This window comes from Comamonas sp. CMM02 (assembly GCF_014851485.1).
Lineage (GTDB): Bacteria > Pseudomonadota > Gammaproteobacteria > Burkholderiales > Burkholderiaceae_C > Comamonas > Comamonas avium.
Map to the genome: position 1 here is coordinate 736746 of NZ_JACUZW010000001.1, position 21726 is coordinate 758471.

The window sequence follows — 21726 nt, forward strand, 5'->3', positions numbered from 1 at the left end:
AGATCGCTATGGCTGAGCACGTGGTTGCTGTCTACCCCGGTACGTTTGACCCGATTACTTTGGGGCACGAAGACATGATTGGCCGCGCCAGCCAGATGTTTGGCCAGGTGATTGTGGGGGTGGCTACGGCACACCATAAAAAGACCATGTTCACGCTGGACGAGCGCCTGGCGATGGTGCGCGAGGTCTTTAGCGATGTGCCCAATGTCAGCGTGGCCAGCTTTGAGGGGCTGGTGCGTGACTTTGTGGCGCAGCAGGGTGCCAAGGTGATGGTGCGCGGCTTGCGATCAGGCACTGACTTTGACTACGAGTTTCAGCTGGCAGGCATGAACAAGCACTTGATGCCTGAAGCAGAAACGGTGTTTCTGACGCCCAGTGCAGAAACGATGTTTATCAGCAGCACCCTGGTGCGTGAAATTGCCACGCTGGGGGGAGACGAGGTGCGCAAATTTGTCTCGCCCACAGTGCTGCAGCAGTTGCTGGGCAAGTTGAAACGCTAGGTTTGCCGTAGCTTGCGCATGCGGTGGTCAGTGACCACCTCGTGAATGAACTGCAGCTTGGCAACTGCGCCGCTGGAAAGCGCGAATGGGTAGGCATCGCTTTGCCCCAGGCTGCGCGTCAGGCTGTTGAGCATGAGGGTAAGCGGCACGCACTGCTGCAGGATGTGCTCAAACGGGATGTGAATGTTGGCAAATGGATCATCTACCGGTGCGCAGCTGCTCTGGTGGCCAGGCAGGCGCAGCTGCACGTGGTAGCTCGCTGCGGTTTCCATCAAGTCCATCACATGCAGGTAATGCGCCCATGTTTCGGCCCAGTCTTCCCACGGGTGTGCGGCTGCGTATGCGCTGACATAGTGTGCTTGCCAGCCCGCAAGCCCCATCGGTCCGCGTGCGTAGTGGTTGTGCAGTGCAAGGGCGTAGTCGATGCGTTCATCGCCGAACAATTGCCTGAATGGAGTCAGCCATTGGGTGTCGCGCACCAAGGTGTCCCAGAAGAAATGCCCGGATTCGTGTCGCAAGTGGCCCAGTAAAGTGCGGTAGGGTTCTAACATGGCCAAGCGTCGGCGGGCGCGCTCGTCATCATCAGCCTCGGCCACGTTCAGGGTAATGACGCCTGCGGTGTGTCCGGTCATGATCTGAGGTTGCCCCGGCAAGTCTTCCAAGAAGTCAAAAGTTGGGGCAGCAAATCCTTGAAGTGGGGTCAGCTGCAGGCAAGACAGGGTGTAGAACAGGTGTCGCTTGGCGTTTTCCACTTTGCTGGCGCGCAGCACATTCAGCGGATTGATGAAGTTGGGTAACCAGCGTGTCTGCCTGCAGGAGACGCAATACGGCTGAGACCCATCGGCATCGGTTGTGAAGTTGCATGCCGCCCCTTCGTTGCTGCGATTGCGGCACATGCGCAAGTGCTCGAACCTTTTGTCGAAGTGGCTGGATACAGGCTCCCAGATGCCTGGCTGAGTTTGCGAGGGTGCCAGCGCGGCCATGTGCATGCGCTCTGGCACAAAAGCCAGCGTAGAGCCGCAATGCACACAGGTTGTGCTTTCAAAAAACACCAGGTGCCCGCAGTGGTCGCAAGTAAAAGTACGCATGGCACCAGCTTAGCGAGGATTGCGCATAAATAGAAATGCCGGCCCATATGGGCCGGCATTGCTTGAGGCAGTGGTCAAAAGCAGCAGACAGCTGCCTGCTGCGTGATCAAGGGCGAACCACGATGCTGTTGCGAACAGCGGTTACACCTTTGACATTGCGGGCAATGGCTTCGGCGCGGTCTTTTTCAGCCTGGCTCTTTGCAAAACCGGACAGCTGTACCGTGCCTTTGAGTGTCTCCACGCTGATAGATGTGGCCGCTACGGATTTGTCTTCCGCAAATTTGGCTTTCACCGCAGTGGTGATGCCCGCGTCATCAACATACGAGCCTACGGTCTGCTGGTTGCGGGCTACGGAGCAACCTGTGGCTCCAATGATGGTGACGCCAACCAAAGTAGCAAAAGCGAGAGCACGTGTGGTTTTATTCATAGCAAGCCTTTAAGTCTTAGTTTTAGATCGGTGCGCAAAATTTAACTCCCCCTGGCATGCGCACCCTCTGCGCCATGGGTTGGTTCAATCCCGAGATATTTAGCGGCGGCGGCCCATCAAGAAGGCAGCAGCAACGGCTGCGCCAGCGGCGGCGGCCATCAAGATGGATTTACCGGGCTGCTCTACGACGTAGCGCGTCGTGCTTTGAGCAGCTTGTTGAAACTGCTTGCGGGCGCGCTCAGAGCTTTCGGCACAAAAATCAATGCTTCGATTGCAAAACTCCTGAGCGCGTAAAGACAGGTCATCAATGGCTGGGCTGAGTTCTTTTTCTACCGCTCGCATGCCATCTTGTGCTTTTTCAAACGCATTGCTCGCTGCTTCTCGAGTGGTCTTGACAGCCTCTTTGGCCGATTCGCTGGTTTGTTGAGCGAAGTCCTGTGCGCTTTTTCTGGCTGTTTGTGCAGCGTCTTTGACGGCTTCTGCGGTGGTATCTGCTGCTTCGGTCAGCTTTTTCTTGGCGTCTTCAGTTTGGCTCATATCAAGTTGTCCTTCTGTGTTGAAAAGTGCAAATCAGTGATTTGCAGCTGACGTTCTCAGGCTTAGCCTTTCTTTTTGAGCAGGCTCATCACAAAAGTGATGACGGCCATAACGACAAAGACAAAGAACAAAATCTTGGCAATACCGACTGCGCCTGAAGCGATGCCGCCAAAACCAAAGATGGCAGCAATCAAGGCAATGATGAGAAATACGACGGCGTAATGCAGCATAGTGAACCTCCTCTAGGTGCTGGTCATTGCGTGCTTTGAATAGAGCTCGCTAACCAATGCTTTGACTGTAGAGAAGCTGGTGCAAGCTGTGTGACAGTACCGGGGGCGGTTTTTTGTAAGCATGCAGACTGACATGCATGTGCGCGCAGGCCTACAGATGGCTGGCGCTGTGTTTCTGTCAGGTGAGCAATGCCATGGGCAGCGAAGCACAGGAAAAGCGAGCAATGAAAGTGCTCGCGTCCTCAAAAACACCAAGGGGGCGCAGATTGCGCCCCCTTGGTCAGGCCACAAGCGGCGCATGTCTGGCAATGCGCTGTGGCCCAGGACAAGCCTAGATTAAGCCGGTGTGAGCGTTTCTACTGCGGTGGTGCCAACCGGAATCACCGCAGAGACGGTGGTGCCTTCTCCAATTGCTGAGTTGATGGTCAGCCGGCCTCCGACTGCTTCTACACGGTGGCGCATACCTGCCAAACCGTGCGAGTTGGGCCGGATGGATGCCAGATCAAAACCCTCGCCATTGTCCTGAATCTGTACAGCGACATAGGTGGGGTATTTGTGCACGGTGACCTGAATTGCGGTGGCCTTTGCGTATTTGCCGATGTTGGTGAGCGATTCTTGCACCAAGCGGTAAATGGTCAGCTCGGTGGCGTCCGGCAGTTCTACCGCCTCGAAGTTGGCTTCCATGGCAATGCCACTGCGCTGTGCAAATTCAGAAGTCAGGATTTCAAGCGAAGTGGGCAGCCCCAGGTTGGCCAAGGAGGAGGGGCGCAAATCTTCCACAATGCGGCGCTTGAGCGCAATGCCGCTGTTGAGCGTTTCTGTGAGGTGCTTGATGCGGTCAGTCACTTCCGGATTGAGCATGTCGATTTTTGATTTCAGCCGCGCAACATCCAGCTTGGCTGCTGTGAGTAATGCACCCAGCTCGTCGTGCAGCTCGCGTGCCAGGTGACCTCGCTCGTCTTCACGCACTTGCTGCAAATGGTTGGCCAGTTCTGTCAAGGTGGCAGTACGCTCGCGCACCAGTTGCTCCAGGCGGCTGCGTTCTTCCAGCTGCAAGGCTTGCTCGCGTTTGTGCAAACGCTCGACCATGTTGTGTTGACGCAGGTACAGATAAAACGCCAAGAGACCGATGAGGGTGACTGTGGTGACGCCCACGCGAGCCAGGAAAACCGAAGATTTCACGTTCTGGTGATAGGCGTTGGCCTCTTGCGTTTCCAGCGCAACCAGCTGGTGCGAAAGCTCCCGGATATTGCCCATGTCCTTGTTGCCCATGTCCGTGAACATCACAAACTTCAGGGCATCTGCGTTGCCTTCACGAAAAAGGCGCAAGCTCAAATCCATTTCTGCAGTTTTGCGGCTGATGCTGCGTGACAGAGGCACGAACAATTTCATGCTCTCAGGTGAGCGCTGCAGCAGCGTGCGGATGCGATCCTGAGACTGGTTGATGCTTTTGATGGCATCGTTGTATGGTTGCAGGTAGTTCTCGTCTCCCGTCAAAAGGAAGCCACGTAAACCAGTTTCTGCATCCAGCATTTCTTTCATGAGTGAGCTAACGGCATTGCGCGTGTCGTATGCATGCGTCAAGTTGGTGAGCGATTGATTCGTCTGCTTGTAGCCATACTCATTGATACTGATCATGAGACAAGCTGCCAAGATGGCCAGTGGCAAGCTGATTGCCATACGGCGCAATTTCGTCCAGTTCACATTGATTCCTCCAGCAAGTTCCCAGTTTGGTACAGATATTCTGCATAATCAAGTTTGCTTTGAGACAGGGTTACCGCTGTGTGCCGCAAACATATGTCTTGCGAAACTAGAAAATCTAGGGATTCGTCCCATAACACGAAGAGAGGCTTCGATGATCAAAGTAGGTATCGTGGATGACCACGCCATCGTGCGCTCAGGTTTGCGCCAGTATTTGTCTGAACACGTAGATCTGCGTGTCGCAGGAGAGGCCAGCAATGGCCGTGAAGCCATTGATCTGGTACGTCAACAAGACATTGATGTTTTGGTGATGGACTTGTCCATGCCAGGTCAAAGTGGCCTGGATGCGCTGGCCATGCTGCGTGCCAAGGCGCCAGACATGGGCATCCTGATTTTGAGTGGCTATCCCGAAGAGCACTATGCAATCAATTTGATTCGCCAGGGTGCAAGCGGCTACTTGAACAAAGAGTGCGAGCCCAAGGAGATTGCCGAGGCTATTCGCACCATTTCTCTGGGGCGGCGTTACCTGACGCCCACGGTGGCTGATCTGCTGGCGCAGCAGCTCAATCGTAAAGATGATGCGCCCCCCCATGAGCAGCTGTCCGAGCGCGAGTTTCAGGTGTTCTTGAAACTGGCTAAGGGTGAAACAGCAGGTGATATTGCCAAGTCGCTGTCACTGAGCGTCAAAACAGTCAGCACGTACCGCACGCGTTTGATGGAGAAGATGGCGCTGTCTTCCAACAGCGATCTGACTTACTACGCATTGAAAAACAAATTGATCGATTGATCTTTTTACATTTTCAAGCATAAAAAAAGCTGACGGAAGTCAGCTTTTTTTATGCTTGAAAGAAAACCCGGTCACGTCATTTCCATGCAGAAATCCAGTAAAGCATCAATTTCATTGGATTTATCGAAAATAGCATCCACCCCCAGCTCTTTGCAGCGCTGGCGTACATCCAGCGTGGCGTAATTGCTCAGCACAATCACGCGCTGACCAGGTTTGCGGTTCTGGCAGGCAGCCACGACGCCCAAGCCACTGCCCTGGCGCAAAAACAGATCGACGATGGCCAGGTCCCAGTGGTTGTGCGGGTCTGTCAGCCAGGCAATGCCTTCTGCTTCCGTTTCTGCATAGCCGATAGCGTTGACATCCGAGAGTTCAAGCAAAGTCTCGATCAAGTTTTCGCGAATGGTGGCGTTGTCTTCCACGAAGAAAGTTTGGAGAGTCACAGTGGGAATAAATCAATGAAGTGCAATGGCATCGGGGAGACAGTGCTTAAATTTTGCATGTCCCTGTGACTGGTGTTTGTAGTCAATAGCCTACTTCTGGTTACAACAAACGATGCATTCGGGATTGCGGCTGGTACGCATGCGCGACCACTCCATGTTCTTTCCGTCCAACATCAACAACTTACCTGCCAAAGACTCACCAACCTGTGCAATCAGCTTCAAAGCCTCGGCCGCTTGCATGCACCCAATAATGCCGACCAAAGGTGCAAAGACACCCATGGTGGAGCACTGTACTTCTTCAAAAGTTTCTTCGGGTGAGAACAGGCATGCGTAGCAGGGTGATGTTTCCTTGCGTGGATCAAACACCGTAATCTGGCCATCGAAACGAATGATCGCTCCAGCAACCAGAGGGGTTTTGTGTTTGACGCACGCGGCATTCACAGTTTGCCGCGTTTGGTAGTTATCACAGCAGTCCAAAACGACCGTAGCCTGTGAGACAAGTTCATCGAGCAACGCGGCATCTGCATGCTGCTCGATGCAGCGCACGGTCACTTCGGGATTGATGTCGTGCAGCGCTTGCGCTGCAGAGTGCACCTTGGGCTGGCCCACACGAGCGGTGGTGTGGGCAATCTGGCGCTGCAAATTGGTCAGATCGACGCTGTCATGATCGACCAGGGTGATGTGGCCCACGCCTGATGCAGCAAGGTACAGTGCAGCCGGAGAGCCTAAACCACCTGCACCAATGATGAGTGCGTGCGCATCCAGCATGGCTTGCTGGCCTTCGATGCCAACTTCGTCCAGCAGGATGTGTCGTGAGTAGCGCAGCAGTTGTTCGTCGTTCATGGTGGTTCCATGAAAAAAGCCGGGCACAAGGCACCCGGCTGTTAAAGAAAAAGAGAGTGGCTGGCGCTTGTCCTACTTAGGTTTCAATATGAATTGACTTTTAAAACTAAGCTGGTTGTGCGATAGCTGCTATCTCTATTTATTCGTCTTTGTCTTTTTGCTCTGGAGGGCGTTCAGTCAAAGTCTTGCTGACTTTGACTGGCAGACCTTTGAGCTGGTTCAAAGCTTGTTGCAATTGAAAGTCTTTGGCAGAGCCAAACTCAGGCAGGCGACGTTCAGCGATGGGCTTTTTAGCATCTTCTTCCAGGCGCTTTCGGGCTTCTTCGCGCAGTTTTTCGCGGGCTGCAGCAGCTTCGCTTTCGGCGGTGGCATCACCGTTGCCCAAGTGCTTTTCCAGATCGGCTTCACGCATGCGAAGGGCTGCGTAGACATCGCCTTCTGCTGTTTCGTCCACCATGATGTTGGGCACAATGCCCTTGGCCTGAATGGATTTTCCGCTCGGCGTGTAGTACAGCGCTGTGGTGAGCTTCAGGCCCGTATCTGGGCCTAAAGGGCGCACGGTTTGTACCGAGCCCTTGCCAAACGACTGGCTGCCCATGATGGTGGCGCGCTTGTGGTCTTGCAAAGCACCTGCCACGATTTCGCTGGCAGAGGCCGAGCCTTCATTGACCAGCACCACCAATGGCACTTTTTTCAGTGCAGCAGGCAAGCGCTTGAGCGGATCACCATTGCCACGGCGTGCATAGAACTCTGGCGCAGCTTTGAAGACGGCTTTGCTTTCTTCCAGCTGGCCGTCCGTGCTGACCACGGTCACGCCTTCCGGCAGGAATGCGGCAGAGATGGCGACAGCGGCATCCAGCAAGCCACCCGGATCATTGCGCAGGTCCAGCACCACGCCCTTGATGTTGGGGTCTTCCTTGTACAGCTCTTCAACCTTGCGCACAAAGTCATCCACGGTGCGCTCTTGGAACTGGCTCAGGCGTACCCAGGCGTAGCCGGGCTCGATCAGCTTGCCCTTGACCGACTGGGTCTTGATTTCTTCGCGCGTGATGGTCACGGGGAAGGTGCGACTTTCGTCCTTGCGGAAGATGGTCAGCTCGACCTTGGTCTTGGGCTCACCGCGCATGCGCTTGACGGACTCATTGAGTGTCAGTCCCTTGACAGCGGTGGAGTCGATCTTGGTGATCAAGTCACCGCTTTTCAGACCGGCGCGGTCAGCGGGAGAGCCTTCGATGGGAGAGACAACTTTGATCAAGCCGTCTTCCTGTGTGATCTCAATGCCCACGCCCACGAAGCGACCCGAAGTGCCTTCTCGGAATTCCTTGAAAGACTTCTTGTCGAAATACTGGGAGTGGGGGTCGAGGCTGGAGACCATGCCAGAGATGGCGTCGGTGATCAGCTTTTTGTCGTCCACAGACTCGACGTAATCGGTCTTGATGATGCCGAACACAGCCGACAGCTGCTGGATTTCTTCCAGAGGAAGGGGCGAGATGCCGCCGCGCGCAACGGTTTGCAGTGACACCGTGGTCAGTGCCCCCGCTAAAACGCCCAACGAGACCCATCCAGCAATTTTGAGTTTTTGGCTCATAGAGACTTTAGTTTTTACCTGCGTCGACAAATATACACGGCGCTGCCTTGCAGGTGGTGCGTTAAAGACGCAACCACCCGTAGACAGGAAGGGTGTTACACCTTGCCTTGGGCTGCAACGGCGGCGGCAGCCTTGGCTGCAGCTTGTGCATCACCCAAATAGTAGCTGCGGATGGGCTTCAGGTTCTCATCGAGCTCATACACCAGTGGAATACCGTTGGGAATGTTGACACCAACGATAGCGTCATCGGCGATATTGTCCAGGTACTTCACCAGTGCGCGGATCGAATTGCCGTGGGCGGCCAGCACGACACGCTTGCCTGCCTTGATCTGGGGCGCCAGTGTTTCGCTCCAGAACGGCACCACGCGGGCCACGGTGTCCTTGAGGCATTCAGTCAAAGGGATTTGTTCGGGCTGCAGGTGAGCGTAGCGGCGGTCGCCACGCTCGCTGCGTGGGTCGTTGGCCTCCAGCGCTGGTGGCGGCACATCGTAGCTGCGACGCCAGACCAGTACTTGCTCTTCACCGTATTGCTTGGCCATGTCGGCCTTGTTCAGGCCCTGCAGGCCGCCGTAGTGGCGCTCATTGAGGCGCCAGTCTTTGTTGACGGGCAGCCAGGTGCAGTTCATCTCGTCCAGTGCGTACCAGAGGGTGTGAATAGCGCGCTGCAGCACGGAGGTGTAGGCCACATCGAATTCATAGCCGTCAGCTTTAAGCAATTGACCGGCCTTTTTGGCCTGGGCGATGCCCGTGGGCGTCAGGTCAACATCGGTCCAGCCGGTGAAACGGTTTTCAAGGTTCCAGGTGGACTCACCGTGGCGGATCAGCACGAGCTTGTACATGGCTTCTTTCTGCACAACAACACAAAGGGGAAAGGGTGTAGCCTGCTATTTTAGGCTGTGCGCCGGCTCTGTATAGCTTGCTTTGTCAGGGGCGTTGGCAGTGCCCCTAAAATTGCACGCTTTGCCAACCCAAGGACTGACGTGACTTTCATTGTTGAAAACTGGTATTTGATTTTGCTGGCGGTGGTCACAGGTGGCCTGTTGCTGGTGCCTTCGCTCAAGGGTATGGGCAATGGTTCGCTGCAGCCCAATGAGGCTGTGGCCAAGATCAACCGCGAAAAAGCGGTGATCGTGGATGTGCGCGAACCCGAGGAATATGTGAAGGGCCATATTGCCAATGCCAAGAACATTCCTCTGGCACAGCTGGACGAGCGCCTGCCCCAGATGGCCAAGAACAAGGCCCTGCCTGTGGTGCTGGTTTGCGAGAAGGGTGCCCGTGCGGTGCGCGCTGAAGCCCAGGCCAAGAAGCTGGGCTATGAGCATGCGCAGGCACTGGCCGGTGGCATGAAGGCCTGGCGCGATGCGGGCCTGCCTGTCACTAAAGCTTAAGCAGGTCAGTTTTTTTCAACTGTCCTACCATTAAGGGGTTGCAAGACCCCTTTTTTTGCAGCCTTCATTTTTGACTCACAAGGATTCCTGTCATGCAAGCCGTGAAGATGTACACCACCGCCGTCTGCCCTTACTGCGTGCGCGCCAAGCAAGTGCTCAAGTCCAAGGGCGTGGAGCAGATTGAAGAAATCCGCATCGACGTGGACCCTGCTGCCCGTGCTCAGATGATGGAAATTACAGGCCGCCGCTCGGTGCCGCAGATTTTTGTGGGCGACACCCACGTGGGCGGCTGCGATGACCTGATGGCACTGGATGCCAAAGGCGAGCTGCTGCCTTTGCTCAACGCCTGATTTTTCTGTGCAGGCTGCATGCCTGCATAATGATCGGCTTAAGTGCCCGCTGCCGCAGCCACTGCCAGCGGGCCTTTTTATGATCGCCTGCTTTGCGTAAGAAAGACTGACACCATGTCCGAACAAGCTACTCCCGTCTTCCAGATTCAACGTGTCTATCTGAAGGACCTGTCGCTGGAGCAACCCAATTCGCCCGCTATCTTGCTGCAGCAAGAACAACCCAATGTCGACATCCAACTGGGCGTGGAAGCCACTCCAGTGGCTGAAGGCGTGTTTGAAGTGGCTGTGACGGCCACCGTGCAAACCAAGATCGAAGACAAAACCTTGTTCCTGGTGGAAGCCAAGCAAGCCGGCATTTTCGAAATCCGCAACATCCCAGAAGAGCAGATGGGTGGCGTGATTGGCGTGGCTTGCCCTCAAATCGTGTACCCATACCTGCGTGCCAGCGTAGCCGACATCGTGACCCGCGCTGGTTTCCCGCCTGTGCATTTGGCTGAAATCAACTTTCAAGCCATGTACGAGCAGCAAAATGCCGCCGCCGCCGGGCAAGTTGAAGGCACCGTGCAGTAAGCCACTGTCACACAGCCAGCCTGTGGGCATGCTACAAAAGAGGTTCCGCTTGCGGAGCCTTTTTTTATGCATTTTTAGCCTCTGAGGCTTGATGAATCAGCGTTAAAAGCTATGAATTTAATTGTGATTGGTGCTGGTGCCTGGGGCACAGCACTGGCGATTGCAGCGGCGCGCCACAGTGCGGGCCACCACGTCACGCTGTGGGCGCGCGATAGCCAGCAGGTGCAGGAGATGCAGGCGGCAGGCAGCAATGCCCGCTATTTGCCGGGCATGGCATTTCCTGCGGCGCTGCAAGTCAGCGCGGCGCCATTGGCGCAAGCCGTGCAGGGTATGGAGCTGGTCATTGTGGCTACGCCCATGTCTGCACTGCGCAGCACATTGCAGGCCCTGGCTGATGCACATGTCACGGTGCCCGTGGCATGGCTGTGCAAAGGCTTTGAAGCTGTGCCTGCCGGACACAGCGGCGTGGGTCTGATGCCGCATGAAGTGTGTGCACAGGTGGCGCCGCAGCTAGCCAGCGGTGCCTTGAGTGGCCCCAGCTTCGCGCAGGAAGTGGCCAATGGCCAGCCGACGCTGCTGGTAGCGGCCAGCCGGCATCTGCTGGTGCGCCAGGCCTTGTTGCAGGCATTTCACACGGGCCCGCTGCGCTTGTATGCCAACGAAGACATCGTGGGCGTGGAAGTGGGCGGTGCTGTCAAAAACGTGATGGCGATTGCTGCAGGCCTGTGCGATGGCATGCATCTGGGTCTGAACGCACGGGCGGCCTTGCTGACGCGCGGACTGGCAGAGATGACGCGTCTGGGTGTGGCGCTGGGTGCCAAGGCCGACACCTTCATGGGCCTGAGTGGCCTGGGGGATTTGATGCTGACGGCCACGGGCGACCTCTCGCGCAACCGCAAAGTGGGGCTGCTGCTGGCTCAGGGCATGACGCTGGCGCAGGCCGTAGATTCGCTGGGGCACGTGGCCGAAGGGGTGTACAGCGCACGCACCGTGGTGCAGCGTGCACAGGCCGCTGGCGTAGAGATGCCGATTGCCGCCACCGTGGTGCAGTTGCTGGATGGCCGCATCAGCCCGCAAGACGCGGTGCAGCGCCTGATGGCGCGAGATCCGAAAAGTGAAGGTATATAAAAAATGAGCTACTTTCGCAGGTGTACAAAGGTTTTCAGATACTTTTGTATTTGAAAACCTTGCTGGATAAGCGCTGGTAGCTATAAAGATAAAAAAGGAGCCCTGAAGGCTCCTTTTTTAATGGGGTACACGGGGCGCGTTAAAGGTCCAGCTCCAGCGCCAGCAGCTCTTCCACGGTCTGGCGGCGGCGAATCAGTTGTACCTTGCTGCCATCGACCAGTACTTCTGCAGCCAGCGGGCGGGTGTTGTAGTTGCTGGACATGGACGCGCCATAGGCACCCGTGTCGTGAATGACCAGCAGGTCGCCCACCTGCGCATCACCCAGCGTGCGGGGCAGTACCACGCCGCCGTCGCCCTGGGTGAATACGTCGCCAGACTCGCACAGCGGGCCTGCTACCACGCTGTCACGCACGGGCGGCAGTACGCCCGCGCCACGGCGCTGGATGTGCATGCCGTGGTAGCTGCCGTACATGCTGGGGCGCATCAGCTCGTTAAAGCCGGTGTCCACCAGGGTGAAGTGGTTGTTGCCTGCGTTCTTGGTGGCGCGCACGGTACCCAGCAGCACGCCTGACTCGGCCACCAGAAAGCGGCCGGGCTCCAGCTCCAGAGCCAGCTTGTGGCCGATGATGACTTCTGCCTGCTTGCGCGCGGTGTCCCACAGACCAAAGTAGTGGTCGGTGTCGATGGTGGCATCGCCTTCACGGTAGGGGATGGACAGGCCGCCGCCCGCCGAGATGGCTTGCAGGTCATGGCCATGCTCTTTGGCACGCTTGACCAGCGCCACCATGGCACCGCAGACCTCTTGCAGGTGCGAGTAATCCACCCCTGATCCAATGTGCATGTGCAGGCCAGCCAGATGCAGGCCGTGCTGGGCAATGGCATCCAGCGCTGCCGTCAGATCGGTGTGCCAGATACCGTGCTTGCTGTGCTCGCCGCCCGTGTTGGTCTTGTTGCTGTGGCCATGGCCAAAGCCGGGGTTGATGCGCAGCCACACACTGTGGCCGGGCGATGCCTGGCCCAGCTGGTGCAGCATGTCAATGGAGCCCGCGTTGACCGGCACTTTGTAGTCGACCACGGTCGCCAGCGTGGCGGCGTCCATCACATCGGCGGTAAAGACGATGTCTGAGGGCTCGCCCCCGGCCACGTAGCCAGCGGCCAGTGCGCGCAGCACTTCGCCGCGCGAGACTGCATCTACCTTGACGCCCTGCTCGCGCATCAGTTTCAAGATGTGGATGTTGGAGCACGCCTTCTGGGCAAAGCGGACGGTGTCAAACGCCTTGAGCTGGGCAATGCGCTCGCGAATCACCTGGGCGTCGTACACCCACAGCGGGGTGCCAAATTCATCAGCAAGGTTCCACAGTTGTTCTGGCGAGAAAGGGCAAGACATGGCTTTAAGTGTTGGATGGCTGCATGCACTGGTTTGACCAGCACTGACAGCCCATAAGGTTGGTAACGGTTGCCATCTTCGTAGGTTTTATGCATTCAGACCAATGCTTATGTTTATTTTGTCTATTCATTTTCGATATGCTTGTGCCATGAATGCGCAACCCACGCCCGCCAATCCAGACCGCATTGCACACCGCCATATCGAGGTGTTTCGCGCCCTCATGCTCACTGGCAGCGCCACGGCGGCAGCGCAGATGCTGTTTACCTCACAGCCTACGGTCAGCCGTGAACTGGCGCGGCTGGAGCAGCTTTTGGGCTACGCGCTGTTTGAGCGCGCACAAAGCCGCTTGCGGCCCAATGCCCGTGCGCTGCGCCTGTGGGAGGAAGTGCAGCGCAGCTGGGAGGGGCTGGATCGCGTGGTGGAGCATGCGCTGGCACTGGGGCAGCCACACCAGGGGCGCATCAGCGTACTGAGCCTGCCAGCGCTCAGCCATGCCTTGCTGCCGGGGGCGCTGGAGCGCTTGCAGCGCAGCCACGGCGCCGTGGCGGTGAGTGTGGCCACGCAAGAAGGGCCGTTGCTGCAGGAGTGGATGGCTGCGCAGCGGTTTGATCTGGGGCTGACCGAGTTGGGCGACGCCCCACCGGGCACCCGCGTGATCGCCTTGCCTGCCATGGATGAGGTGGCGGTGCTGCCCGCAGCCCATCCGCTGGCAGCCCAGCCTGTGCTGCAGGCACAAGACTTTGATGGGCAGGCATTTATCAGCCTGGCGCGTGATGACCCTTACCGTGTGCAGATCGATGCAGTGCTGGCCAGAGCAGGCGTGCAGCGCCGCATGCTGGTGGAAACGCACAGTGCCGTGGCCGTGTGTGCCATGGTGCAGCACGGGCTGGGCGTGGCGATTGTGAATCCGCTGACTGCCCGTGCCTGCGCAGGCGCTGACCTGGTGGTCAGGCCCTTGCAGTTTTCCATACCGTTTCAGGTGCACATGCTGCTGCCCTTGCACCGGCCTGCCGTCCCCGAAGTTGATTGGCTGGTCCAGGCGCTGCAAGCCGAAGCTGCAGCGGCTGGCGGCACCCCGAGCTAGTTTGAAGGGGCCGTGCTGGGCGGTGTCTGCTCGCACCGCCATGGGCTGTGGCGCAGGGTGCGGTTGAAGCCACCCGCCAGCATTGATGTACATGCGCAAACCAGCCCTCCCGCCAGCAAGGCAGCGCTGGCAGACCAGCGCTGCGCTGCGCCACCTAGAGCCACACCGCCGGCGGCCGGGGCCAGATGCATTTGCATGAGCCACAGCGCGGACACCCGGCCCCGCAGTGCATCGGGGGTATGCAGCTGCAAGAGCGCGCCGCGCACGATGTCTGCCACGGTGTCCGCCGCGCCTGCCAGCACCAGCAGTGCCAGCACCCAGACAGCCTGTGTGCTGGCGCCGGCGCTTGCCAATGCCAGCCCCCAGACCACGGCTGCGACGATCAGCAACGCTCCGGGCCGCTGCAAGCGCCGCGTCCAGCCAGAGGTGGCTGCCGCCACCATCGCGCCAGCGGCAGGGGCAGCATGCAGCCAGCCCACCAGCTGGGCATCACCGCCGAGCGACTCCACCCCCAGTTGCGGCAGCAACACCCAGGGCGTGGCGGCAAGGGCCATGACCACATCCAGCAGCAGCAGCCCGCCAACGACAGGGCTGTGCCAGGCAAACAGCAAGCCTTCACGCCACGCTCGCCATGCCGGGGGCGGGCGCAGTGCTGCGGTGTGGGTGGGTGGCGGCATGGAGGGCAGACGCAATAACAGCAGTGGTGTGGCAAGGGCGCCCGCCAGTGCCAGCGTGTAGCAAGCGCTGCTGCCGCCGAAGCTGATCAGTGCAGCTGCCAGCAGAGGGCCGATCAGGCGCCCCAGCTGCTCAGCCAGTGCGCCCAAGGCCCCGGCAGCGGCCAGCTGCTGGGGCGGCAGCAGCGCAGGCACGGATGCCATCAGGGCAGGGGCGCTGATGCCGCCGGTCAAGCCGCTGAGCACGGTGGCCAGATAAATCCACTCCACCTGAGGCGATGTCTGCAGGCTGTTGATCAGCAGCAGCACGACGACGGGTATATAGGCGGCTCTGCCCGCCACCATGGTGGTGCGGCGGTTGACGCGGTCGGCCAAGAACCCGCCCACCATCAGGCCCAGCATGGTGCCAAGGGCCAGACCTACGCCGACACCCGCAACCTTCAGGGAAGATTGCGTGAGGCTCCACACTTGCCATGCCACGGTAATACCGAGAACGCCATACACCACGACGGCAATCACTCGCACCGTATAGAGCCAGCTAAAGCTGGTGTTGCGCAGTGGTGCCAGATCCAGTGCATGCCGCAGCACCTGGGAGTGCCAGGCAGCTGCAGGCTTACTTGCTGGAGGGCTCACTTTTTGCCTTGGACTTGAATTGCGACTCGCTCATGCCATGGCGCCAATAGGCAACGATCAGTTGTTCGTGTTTTTCTAGGCCCTTTTCTTCCTTGGCCCATTGTCGGATGGCCTGTGCGGTTTGAAATTCGGCACCGACCCAGAGGAATTTGCTTGCTGACGGCTCTGGCCAAGTGACCGATCGCAGCGCTGCCTGCAGCAAGCTGCTGCGACCAGCTTCGGTGTCAGCGCGGTGCAACCAGTGCCACTGCAGCCCTGGCGGCGTCTGCACGGCTTGTTCATCTTCTGGGCCCTGAACTTCAGCAAACACATGGCCGCGTGTGTGCTGGGGCAGGCTTGCGGCAATGCGCAGCATGGCGGGAAGGGCGGTGTCGTCGCCAGCCAGCAGCATCCAGTCTGCGGGTGTGGCTGTGCGGCCACCCGGGCCACTCATGCCAATGGTCTGGCCGGCAGTTGCCTGGCTGGCCCAGGCTGAACCGGGGCCAGCATCGGCATGCACTACAAAATCGACATCCATCCAGCCTGCTTTTTCGTCGATCGCCTGAATGGTGTAGGTGCGGACATCCAAGCGTTGATCACCTTCGGGAAATCGCGGCATGCCGCTGCTGGTCAGCGTTGGCCATTGCGGCTCGCTGATGCCGGGCTGGGGAAAGATGAGCTTGCAGTGGATGTTGTCAGGCTGGTCGTAGCGTGCCAGATCATGGCAAGCAAAGCGCACGCGGCGCATATGGGGTGTCAGGTCGCGGATGGAAAGCACACGCAACAGGCGAAAGGCGGGCGGGCGCTGCAAGGCGTTGCCGTCTCCTTGCCACGACAGGGCGTCATCGTCACTGCCCGTAACGTCAAGCACCACGTGCGCCATGATGAGTTTCAGGTCGTGCAGGGCATCCAGTGTGGGGGCAGTAATGTCCAGGTGTATATGCCCTGCCTCTTGCCACAGGCTGCCCAGACCGCCGGCGTAAGAAAGTACCCAGCGTTCTCCTTGCTGGTGTGGTTCCAGTTCGTGTTCTTGCATGTGCTCCACGATGGTGTGAACCAGAACGTGGGCTTGGTCGGAGCGCACGCAACTGTGCGCTTGCAGCGATGTCATCGCAACTCCTGTTGTGCCAATGGCGTAGGGGAAAGGGAAGAAGGGAGCGTAGCCAGACCATCCACCATCACATACATACGGCCTTGCTCGCAGTGGCGGACTCGGCTGTGCACGCCATAAGCAGTTCGCAGCAGCTCAGGGGTGATGGCCAGCTGCGGTGGGCCGAAGGCAAGCAATTGGCCGCCTTGCAGCAGTGCAATGTCGTCGGCCCACTGCGCTGCCAAAGTTAAGTCATGCAAAACCATGCAGACAATGCGCCCTGCACGGGCGAGGGATTGCACGCTGTGCAAGACCTGCCACTGGTGGGCCAGATCCAGCGCACTGACAGGTTCATCGAGCAGCAATACCGGGCAATTGCGAACCACTGCCTGGGCCAGTGCTGCCATTTGGCGCTGTCCACCAGAAAGGCTGCTGAGTGCCTGCATCGCCAGATGGGCAATGCCCAGTTGCTGCAGCACCTGCAGCGACTGCTCCAGTGGCTGGTGCATGTGCAGCCCATGCGTGGCGACCAGTGTGGCTTCCAGCACGGTCATGGTGGTGCCTGGTGGAACGTGCTGCGGCATGAAACTGACCATTTCCGCCCGTGTAGATGGCAAAAGTGTGAGCAGCTCATGCTTGCCGAGCGCTGCGAGACCAGTGGCGGGTATCAATCCCGCCAGCGCACGCAATAAGGTCGATTTGCCTGCCCCATTCGGTCCGACCAAGGCCAGCACGCGACTCGGCTGCAGTGCTGGCAGGGTCAGTCCATGCAGTACAGCGCGCTGGCGGTAGCGAACCGTCAGGTCACGTATTTCCAGGGCTGCGCAAGCGTGTGAAGATGTTGCTTGGCTCATGGCGCATTCCGGGTGCGGTTGAGCACCAGCATCATGAAAACCGGCAATCCCACCAAGGCAGTGATGATGCCAACCGGCAGCAAAACACCGGGTACCGCTGATTTACTGATGACAGACGCCAGGGCCATCAACAAGGCCCCTACCAAGGCACTGGCTGGCAGCAGATGGCGGTGTCCGTCACCGACGAGCATGCGGGCCACATGCGGGCCCACCAAGCCTACAAAACCAATGGTGCCTGCCATGGCCACTGCCACGGCAGCCAGCAAACTGATGCGCAGCAGCGCCCAGCGGCGCAGCTTGGCCACATCGATGCCAAAACTCTGGGCACGTTCTTCGCCCAAGCTCAGGGCCGTCATAGCGCTGGCGGCACGCCAGGTAAAAGGTGTGACGGCTGCAACAACGCATGCCAGCATGGTGACGCTGGGCCAGTCAGCACGGGCAAGGCTGCCCATGCTCCAAAAAATGAGTTGCTGCAGAGCATCTTCACTGGCAACGAATTGCACCAGCGACAGCAGTGCTGCTGCCGCAAAGCCAATCGCAATACCAAAGAGCACCAGAATCTGGGTATTGGTGCCGGGTCGGTTGGCCATCATCTGCAGCAGCGCCAGTGCAATCAACGCAAAGACAAAGGCGTTGCCAGAAACGACCCAGGCCGCAGGCAAGCCCGGGATGCCCCAGTCAAGCACGATGGCCAGTGAAGCGCCCAGTGCAGCTGCTGAAGACACACCCAGCGTAAAGGGTTCAGCCAGTGGATTGCTCAGTATGGTTTGCATCTCTGCACCAGACAGCGAGAGGGCCATGCCGACAAGAACGGCCAGCACCACGACCGGCAAGCGCACTTCCCAAAGAACCACCTGCAGGCTGCGAGGCAGCGTTTCGGGTTGCCACAGGCCATGCACGGCTTGCATAAAACCCAGCGATGAAGGCCCTGTGGTGATATCCAGCAGGATGGCCAGCAGGGTCAAGAGGGCCAGCACAGCGATCAGGCTTCGGCGCCTCCATTGGCTGGCGCGGTAAGCGTGCAGGGCGTGGCTGTTGGAATGGGGGGCGCAGTTCGAGGTGTTCACGGTCGCGGGGCTGCGGTTGCTTGCAGGCTGGTCCAGAAAGTTCCTTGCCAGGGAAACGCCAGAAAGCGCTGATTTAAAGCATCCAATGTCGCTTGGGGGCGGACGTCGGCAAATTCTTCGGGATGGAGCCAGCTGGCAATACATTCCAAATTGACAATCCCCAGACCTCCGTGCCAGATGCCGTGCACGCGGCGATTGCGAATGGCGCGTGTGTGCGAGAGTCCTGTGCGTTGAATGACATGCTGCAGGCTGGAGTGAGCCTGTGACGTGCTCACACCAGGCCCGAGCAGCAGGCCATTGCGTGCCTTTAAATGACCGCCCCCTGTGCCAATATAAATTTCGGGGTCCTGGTCGATGACGTATTCGGTGCTCAGTGTGCCGGCCATGCCTGCAATCAGCTCGCCGCCCATCAGACGGCCTCCCGCCATGCGAACCATATCGCCCAGATTTTTGCCATTTCCCATGGACAGACAGCAAGGTGCCGAGCCTGCATGGGGCTCCATCAGCACCAAGGGCTCAGGTGCTCCGCGGGATTTCAGGCGTTGCACGCCTTCGCGAATACGGTGGACACGTTGCTCTATAAAACTGGCAACTTCTCTGGCGCGTGCCTCATGGCCCGTCAAGATGCCAAACTGAATCAAGCCCTGTGTGGGTTGGGGCTGGCGCAGATCGGGGTTGATTTCAAGCACAGCCACAGGAATGCCTGCTTTTTCCAGGCGTGCCACAGTTTGGGTCGCTTTGGCATAGAAGGCATCCAGCACAATCAGATCAGGCTCCAGGGCGATCAATGACTCGGCATGCAGGCTCTGCGGCCCGTCAATCGCAAGCTGTGCCATATGGTCAAACGCCTTGGTATCAGGCCCGCGTAGCATCTGCAGGCTTTGCGCATCAAGCCGCCATTTGTTCCAGGCAACGACATTGCGCGCAGGCTGCTTGTCCAGCATGGACAGCAAAACAAAGTCATCGGTAGCGCCCAGCACCATGCGTTGAGCCGGTTTGGGCAGTCGTACCGTGCGGCCACGTAGATCGGTAATCTGCAGAGGCTGGCTGCTGGCAGGCGCAACCCCGCTCAGCAGCAGCCCTGCCAGGGCTGCTGTGCTTTGCAGCCACTGGCGCCGCGTGCTGCCGTAGCTGGTGTTAGAACTCGGCATTGACACCCAGCCACAGGCGACGGCCTTCATCTGCCATCCAGTTGCCGTCCAAACCTGTCGTGCGTGTACGAACGTCGACTGGCACTTTGCGGTCAGTGACGTTCAACACGGAAAAGCGTAATGTGGTCGTCTTGTTCAGGCTGTAGTTGCCGCCCAGGTCCAAGGTTGCCGAGCCTTCGCGCTCACGCGTGACACTGGCACCATTGCGAAAGCCCGCATACATGGCTTTGCCGGAATAGTTCAAGCGTGCAAATGTATTGAGTGTGCTGCTGGTTTGCCAATCAAGCTGCGCGTGCAGCATGTGCTTGGGCGTCTTCTCCAGCGGCAATCCATCCAAAGAGGTGCCGTCAAATGCGGTCTCGGTTCCGCCTTGGCGGCGCGACTGGGTGTAGGTATAGCTGGCGTCCAGACGCAGATTGCGTGCCAGCGGCATCTTCACCCCCATTTCCAGCCCTCGAATCTTGACTTCATCGACGTTGTCGTAGACGAACAGATGGTTGGCCAGCGGTGGGACAGGCGATGGCAGACCGGAGTCGAAGCTGACCACCTTGTTCTTGAACTTGGTGTTGAACACGGTTGCCGTCAAAGTGCTGGCCGGTGCCCACTCATAACTAAGGCCAAATTCTTGGGTCAGGCTGGTTTCAGGCTTGAGGTCAGGGTTGCCGCACAACGGGCCACGTATGCCAGAGTTGCCGCCTGTACTCATGCAGTAACCTGCAGTGCTTTGGCGAATGGTGGGCGCTTTAAAGCCTGATGTGATGCCGCCGCGAAAAGTGAGCGCATCGGAGGAGTGGTACACCCCGTACAGACGCGGAGACCAGTGGGTGCCGTGGCGCTCATCATGGTCCATGCGCACGCCGCCGGTTAGCGTGAACTGTTCGGTAATCAGCCAGTCATCTTCTGCAAACAGCGCGTAGTTGGTCAGCGAAACCTTGTCAGTGTTCGTGGGAAACCCTGCTACCGAGGCCTCATTGCTGATGCCTTTGAGGGAGGTGCGCAAAACCTGCCCCCCCACACGCAGTACGTGCTTTTCAAACGGCAGACTCACATTGCCATCCAGCGTAGTGTTGTTTACTTTGCGGTTGCTGTAGAGCGCAGCTTTGGGCCAGTCTTCCAGTTCGCCCTCTTCGGTGTACAGGGCCAATTTGCTTTGACCAAAATCCCATCGTCCGGTGTGGCTGATGCCGTAGTGGTTGCGCGTGTGGCGAACCTTTTTCCAAGCGATCGTGGGGAGTGTGGAGCGTCCAGGTGTTGTTTCTGTCGTAGTGCGCTCAGTGCCCATGTCCAGCACGATTTCTTGGCGGCTGTCGGGGCGTGCAGTCAGCTTGACGCCCAAGTTCTGGTTTTTGCGTCCATAGGCCGTGTCCGCAGACGGATAGAAGTTGCCCGCTTCGCTGCGGTTTTCGCTCTTGCCCCAGATCTGCAGGCCCAGCACATCACTCTGGATAGGGCCTCCCAGCCAGAACTCGCCGTTGCGGGAATTGCCATAGTCATCGTCGCTTTGCAGTGTCATGGCGCCAGCCACGCTGCCACCCCAGCGGCTGGGCACTTTCTTGGTAATGATGTTGATGACACCACCCATGGCTTCAGAGCCATACAGCGAAGACATGGGGCCGCGAATGACCTCAATGCGCTCAATGGCAGACAACGGAGGGAGCAGATTGGATTGAATACCGCTGGTGCCGCGGTTCATGGTCTCGCGGGTGTTTTGGCGCTGACCATCAATCAAGATCAGGGTGTACTCTCCCGGCAGACCGCGGATCACGATGTCCGAAGTGTTGGGGTTGTCGCCCACCAAAGAAACCCCTTGTACGGAGCGCACGGCATCGGCAACTGATTCGTAGTTGCCTTTCTTGATGTCTTCCTGTGTCAGCACGCTGATGGACGCCGGCGCGTCCTTGATGTGCTGCTGCACACCACTGGCGGTGACAACAATCGTGTCCATTTGCGTGGTTTGTTCCTGCTGTGACCATGCAGATGTGGCGCAGGCGACGAGAAGAGCCGTCGTGGCCCAGCGAAAAGGAGCAGCAGAAACTGCATGCTGAAAATTAGTTGTCATGACCATTTGAACCTTGTTACGCGGACGCAAGGGAGGTTTTTCTGGCTGACGCACGCGCGGCGAACCGGGTTTTGCACCTCCGATGTAGCAAGGCGTCATTGCAGCACTGGCCGTGCATCAGGTGTTTTGCGCAAGCGGTGCAAATGTTTGCAATTCAATCGAAATAATTCT

Annotated in this window: 23 protein-coding genes; 7 read left to right on the forward strand and 16 right to left on the reverse strand. The window is 58.3% G+C overall.

What is annotated here, in order from left to right; translation table 11 throughout:
* Window positions 1-8: 8 nt before the first annotated feature.
* Window positions 9-500 (forward strand): pantetheine-phosphate adenylyltransferase, encoded by a 492-nt coding sequence (gene coaD, locus IB213_RS03390; protein WP_191723437.1) that lies wholly within the window; start codon window positions 9-11, stop codon window positions 498-500.
* On the opposite strand, the gene IB213_RS03395 is transcribed toward coaD, so the two are convergent.
* From IB213_RS03395 to IB213_RS03415, 5 genes are all read right to left on the reverse strand, one after another.
* On the reverse strand, window positions 497-1588 hold the full coding sequence (locus IB213_RS03395; RefSeq protein ID WP_192405392.1) for a putative zinc-binding metallopeptidase: 1092 nt from the start codon (window positions 1586-1588) through the stop codon (window positions 497-499). The genes coaD and IB213_RS03395 overlap by 4 nt on opposite strands.
* Before the next feature lie 106 nt (window positions 1589-1694).
* Entirely contained in the window at window positions 1695-2015 is a 321-nt protein-coding gene (locus IB213_RS03400; protein WP_191723439.1) for a BON domain-containing protein, read from the reverse strand.
* Window positions 2016-2114: 99 nt separating this feature from the next.
* Window positions 2115-2552 carry a hypothetical protein gene (locus tag IB213_RS03405; protein WP_191723440.1) on the reverse strand — a complete coding sequence of 146 codons (438 nt, stop codon included), beginning with the start codon at window positions 2550-2552 and terminating at the stop codon, window positions 2115-2117.
* A 62-nt stretch (window positions 2553-2614) separates the two neighbouring features.
* Entirely contained in the window at window positions 2615-2782 is a 168-nt protein-coding gene (locus IB213_RS03410; RefSeq protein WP_191723441.1) for a DUF1328 domain-containing protein, read from the reverse strand.
* A gap of 336 nt (window positions 2783-3118) precedes the next feature.
* Window positions 3119-4486, reverse strand: a complete 1368-nt coding sequence (locus IB213_RS03415) for a CHASE3 domain-containing protein (RefSeq protein ID WP_191723442.1) — start codon at window positions 4484-4486, stop codon at window positions 3119-3121.
* A 151-nt stretch (window positions 4487-4637) separates the two neighbouring features.
* Between IB213_RS03415 and IB213_RS03420 the strand changes: the two genes are divergently transcribed.
* A complete protein-coding gene (locus tag IB213_RS03420) occupies window positions 4638-5270 on the forward strand; it encodes a response regulator transcription factor (RefSeq protein WP_191723443.1) in 633 nt (210 codons plus the stop codon).
* Window positions 5271-5341: 71 nt separating this feature from the next.
* Here IB213_RS03420 and IB213_RS03425 read toward each other — a convergent pair whose 3' ends face one another.
* The 4 genes from IB213_RS03425 to gpmA form a co-directional block, all read right to left on the reverse strand.
* Window positions 5342-5710, reverse strand: a complete 369-nt coding sequence (locus IB213_RS03425; protein WP_191723444.1) for a response regulator — start codon at window positions 5708-5710, stop codon at window positions 5342-5344.
* A gap of 90 nt (window positions 5711-5800) precedes the next feature.
* Window positions 5801-6553, reverse strand: coding sequence for a molybdopterin-synthase adenylyltransferase MoeB (locus IB213_RS03430; RefSeq protein WP_191723445.1), 753 nt, complete (start codon window positions 6551-6553; stop codon window positions 5801-5803).
* A gap of 139 nt (window positions 6554-6692) precedes the next feature.
* Entirely contained in the window at window positions 6693-8141 is a 1449-nt protein-coding gene (locus IB213_RS03435) for a S41 family peptidase (RefSeq protein WP_192405393.1), read from the reverse strand.
* 95 nt (window positions 8142-8236) lie between these two features.
* Window positions 8237-8980, reverse strand: a complete 744-nt coding sequence (gpmA, locus tag IB213_RS03440; protein ID WP_191723447.1) for a 2,3-diphosphoglycerate-dependent phosphoglycerate mutase — start codon at window positions 8978-8980, stop codon at window positions 8237-8239.
* A 141-nt stretch (window positions 8981-9121) separates the two neighbouring features.
* Here gpmA and IB213_RS03445 point away from each other — a divergent pair, with 141 nt between their 5' ends.
* The 4 genes from IB213_RS03445 (at window position 9122) to IB213_RS03460 (ending at window position 11577) form a co-directional block, all read left to right on the forward strand.
* The gene (locus IB213_RS03445) at window positions 9122-9529 is read left to right on the forward strand and encodes a rhodanese-like domain-containing protein (protein WP_191723448.1); all 408 of its coding nucleotides are present in this window, start codon (window positions 9122-9124) and stop codon (window positions 9527-9529) included.
* 92 nt (window positions 9530-9621) lie between these two features.
* The gene (gene grxC / locus IB213_RS03450; RefSeq protein ID WP_191723449.1) at window positions 9622-9879 is read left to right on the forward strand and encodes a glutaredoxin 3; all 258 of its coding nucleotides are present in this window, start codon (window positions 9622-9624) and stop codon (window positions 9877-9879) included.
* Window positions 9880-9993: 114 nt separating this feature from the next.
* Window positions 9994-10449, forward strand: coding sequence for a protein-export chaperone SecB (gene secB, locus IB213_RS03455; protein WP_192405394.1), 456 nt, complete (start codon window positions 9994-9996; stop codon window positions 10447-10449).
* Window positions 10450-10560: 111 nt separating this feature from the next.
* Complete coding sequence (locus IB213_RS03460; RefSeq protein WP_191723451.1) at window positions 10561-11577, forward strand: NAD(P)H-dependent glycerol-3-phosphate dehydrogenase; 1017 nt, start codon at window positions 10561-10563, stop codon at window positions 11575-11577.
* 139 nt (window positions 11578-11716) lie between these two features.
* On the opposite strand, the gene lysA is transcribed toward IB213_RS03460, so the two are convergent.
* Entirely contained in the window at window positions 11717-12964 is a 1248-nt protein-coding gene (lysA, locus tag IB213_RS03465) for a diaminopimelate decarboxylase (protein WP_192405395.1), read from the reverse strand.
* Window positions 12965-13112: 148 nt separating this feature from the next.
* Between lysA and IB213_RS03470 the strand changes: the two genes are divergently transcribed.
* Window positions 13113-14048, forward strand: coding sequence for a LysR family transcriptional regulator (locus tag IB213_RS03470; protein ID WP_192405396.1), 936 nt, complete (start codon window positions 13113-13115; stop codon window positions 14046-14048).
* On the opposite strand, the gene IB213_RS03475 is transcribed toward IB213_RS03470, so the two are convergent.
* The 6 genes from IB213_RS03475 to IB213_RS03495 are packed head-to-tail and all read right to left on the reverse strand — an operon-like array spanning window position 14045 to window position 21555.
* A complete protein-coding gene (locus tag IB213_RS03475; RefSeq protein ID WP_192405397.1) occupies window positions 14045-15355 on the reverse strand; it encodes an MFS transporter in 1311 nt (436 codons plus the stop codon). The two genes, IB213_RS03470 and IB213_RS03475, sit on opposite strands and share 4 nt — an antisense overlap.
* Window positions 15336-16445: a siderophore-interacting protein gene (locus IB213_RS03480; RefSeq protein ID WP_192405398.1), complete on the reverse strand. Its 1110-nt coding sequence runs from the start codon at window positions 16443-16445 to the stop codon at window positions 15336-15338. The genes IB213_RS03475 and IB213_RS03480 overlap by 20 nt, the downstream gene beginning before the upstream one ends.
* Window positions 16442-17278, reverse strand: a complete 837-nt coding sequence (locus IB213_RS03485; protein WP_192405399.1) for an ABC transporter ATP-binding protein — start codon at window positions 17276-17278, stop codon at window positions 16442-16444. The genes IB213_RS03480 and IB213_RS03485 overlap by 4 nt, the downstream gene beginning before the upstream one ends.
* Window positions 17275-18345: a FecCD family ABC transporter permease gene (locus IB213_RS03490; RefSeq protein ID WP_370551152.1), complete on the reverse strand. Its 1071-nt coding sequence runs from the start codon at window positions 18343-18345 to the stop codon at window positions 17275-17277. Before IB213_RS03490 ends, IB213_RS03485 begins: the two co-directional genes overlap by 4 nt.
* A complete protein-coding gene (locus IB213_RS17990; RefSeq protein ID WP_225560937.1) occupies window positions 18342-19496 on the reverse strand; it encodes an ABC transporter substrate-binding protein in 1155 nt (384 codons plus the stop codon). Before IB213_RS17990 ends, IB213_RS03490 begins: the two co-directional genes overlap by 4 nt.
* On the reverse strand, window positions 19483-21555 hold the full coding sequence (locus tag IB213_RS03495; RefSeq protein WP_192405401.1) for a TonB-dependent receptor domain-containing protein: 2073 nt from the start codon (window positions 21553-21555) through the stop codon (window positions 19483-19485). The genes IB213_RS17990 and IB213_RS03495 overlap by 14 nt, the downstream gene beginning before the upstream one ends.
* Window positions 21556-21726: the final 171 nt, after the last annotated feature.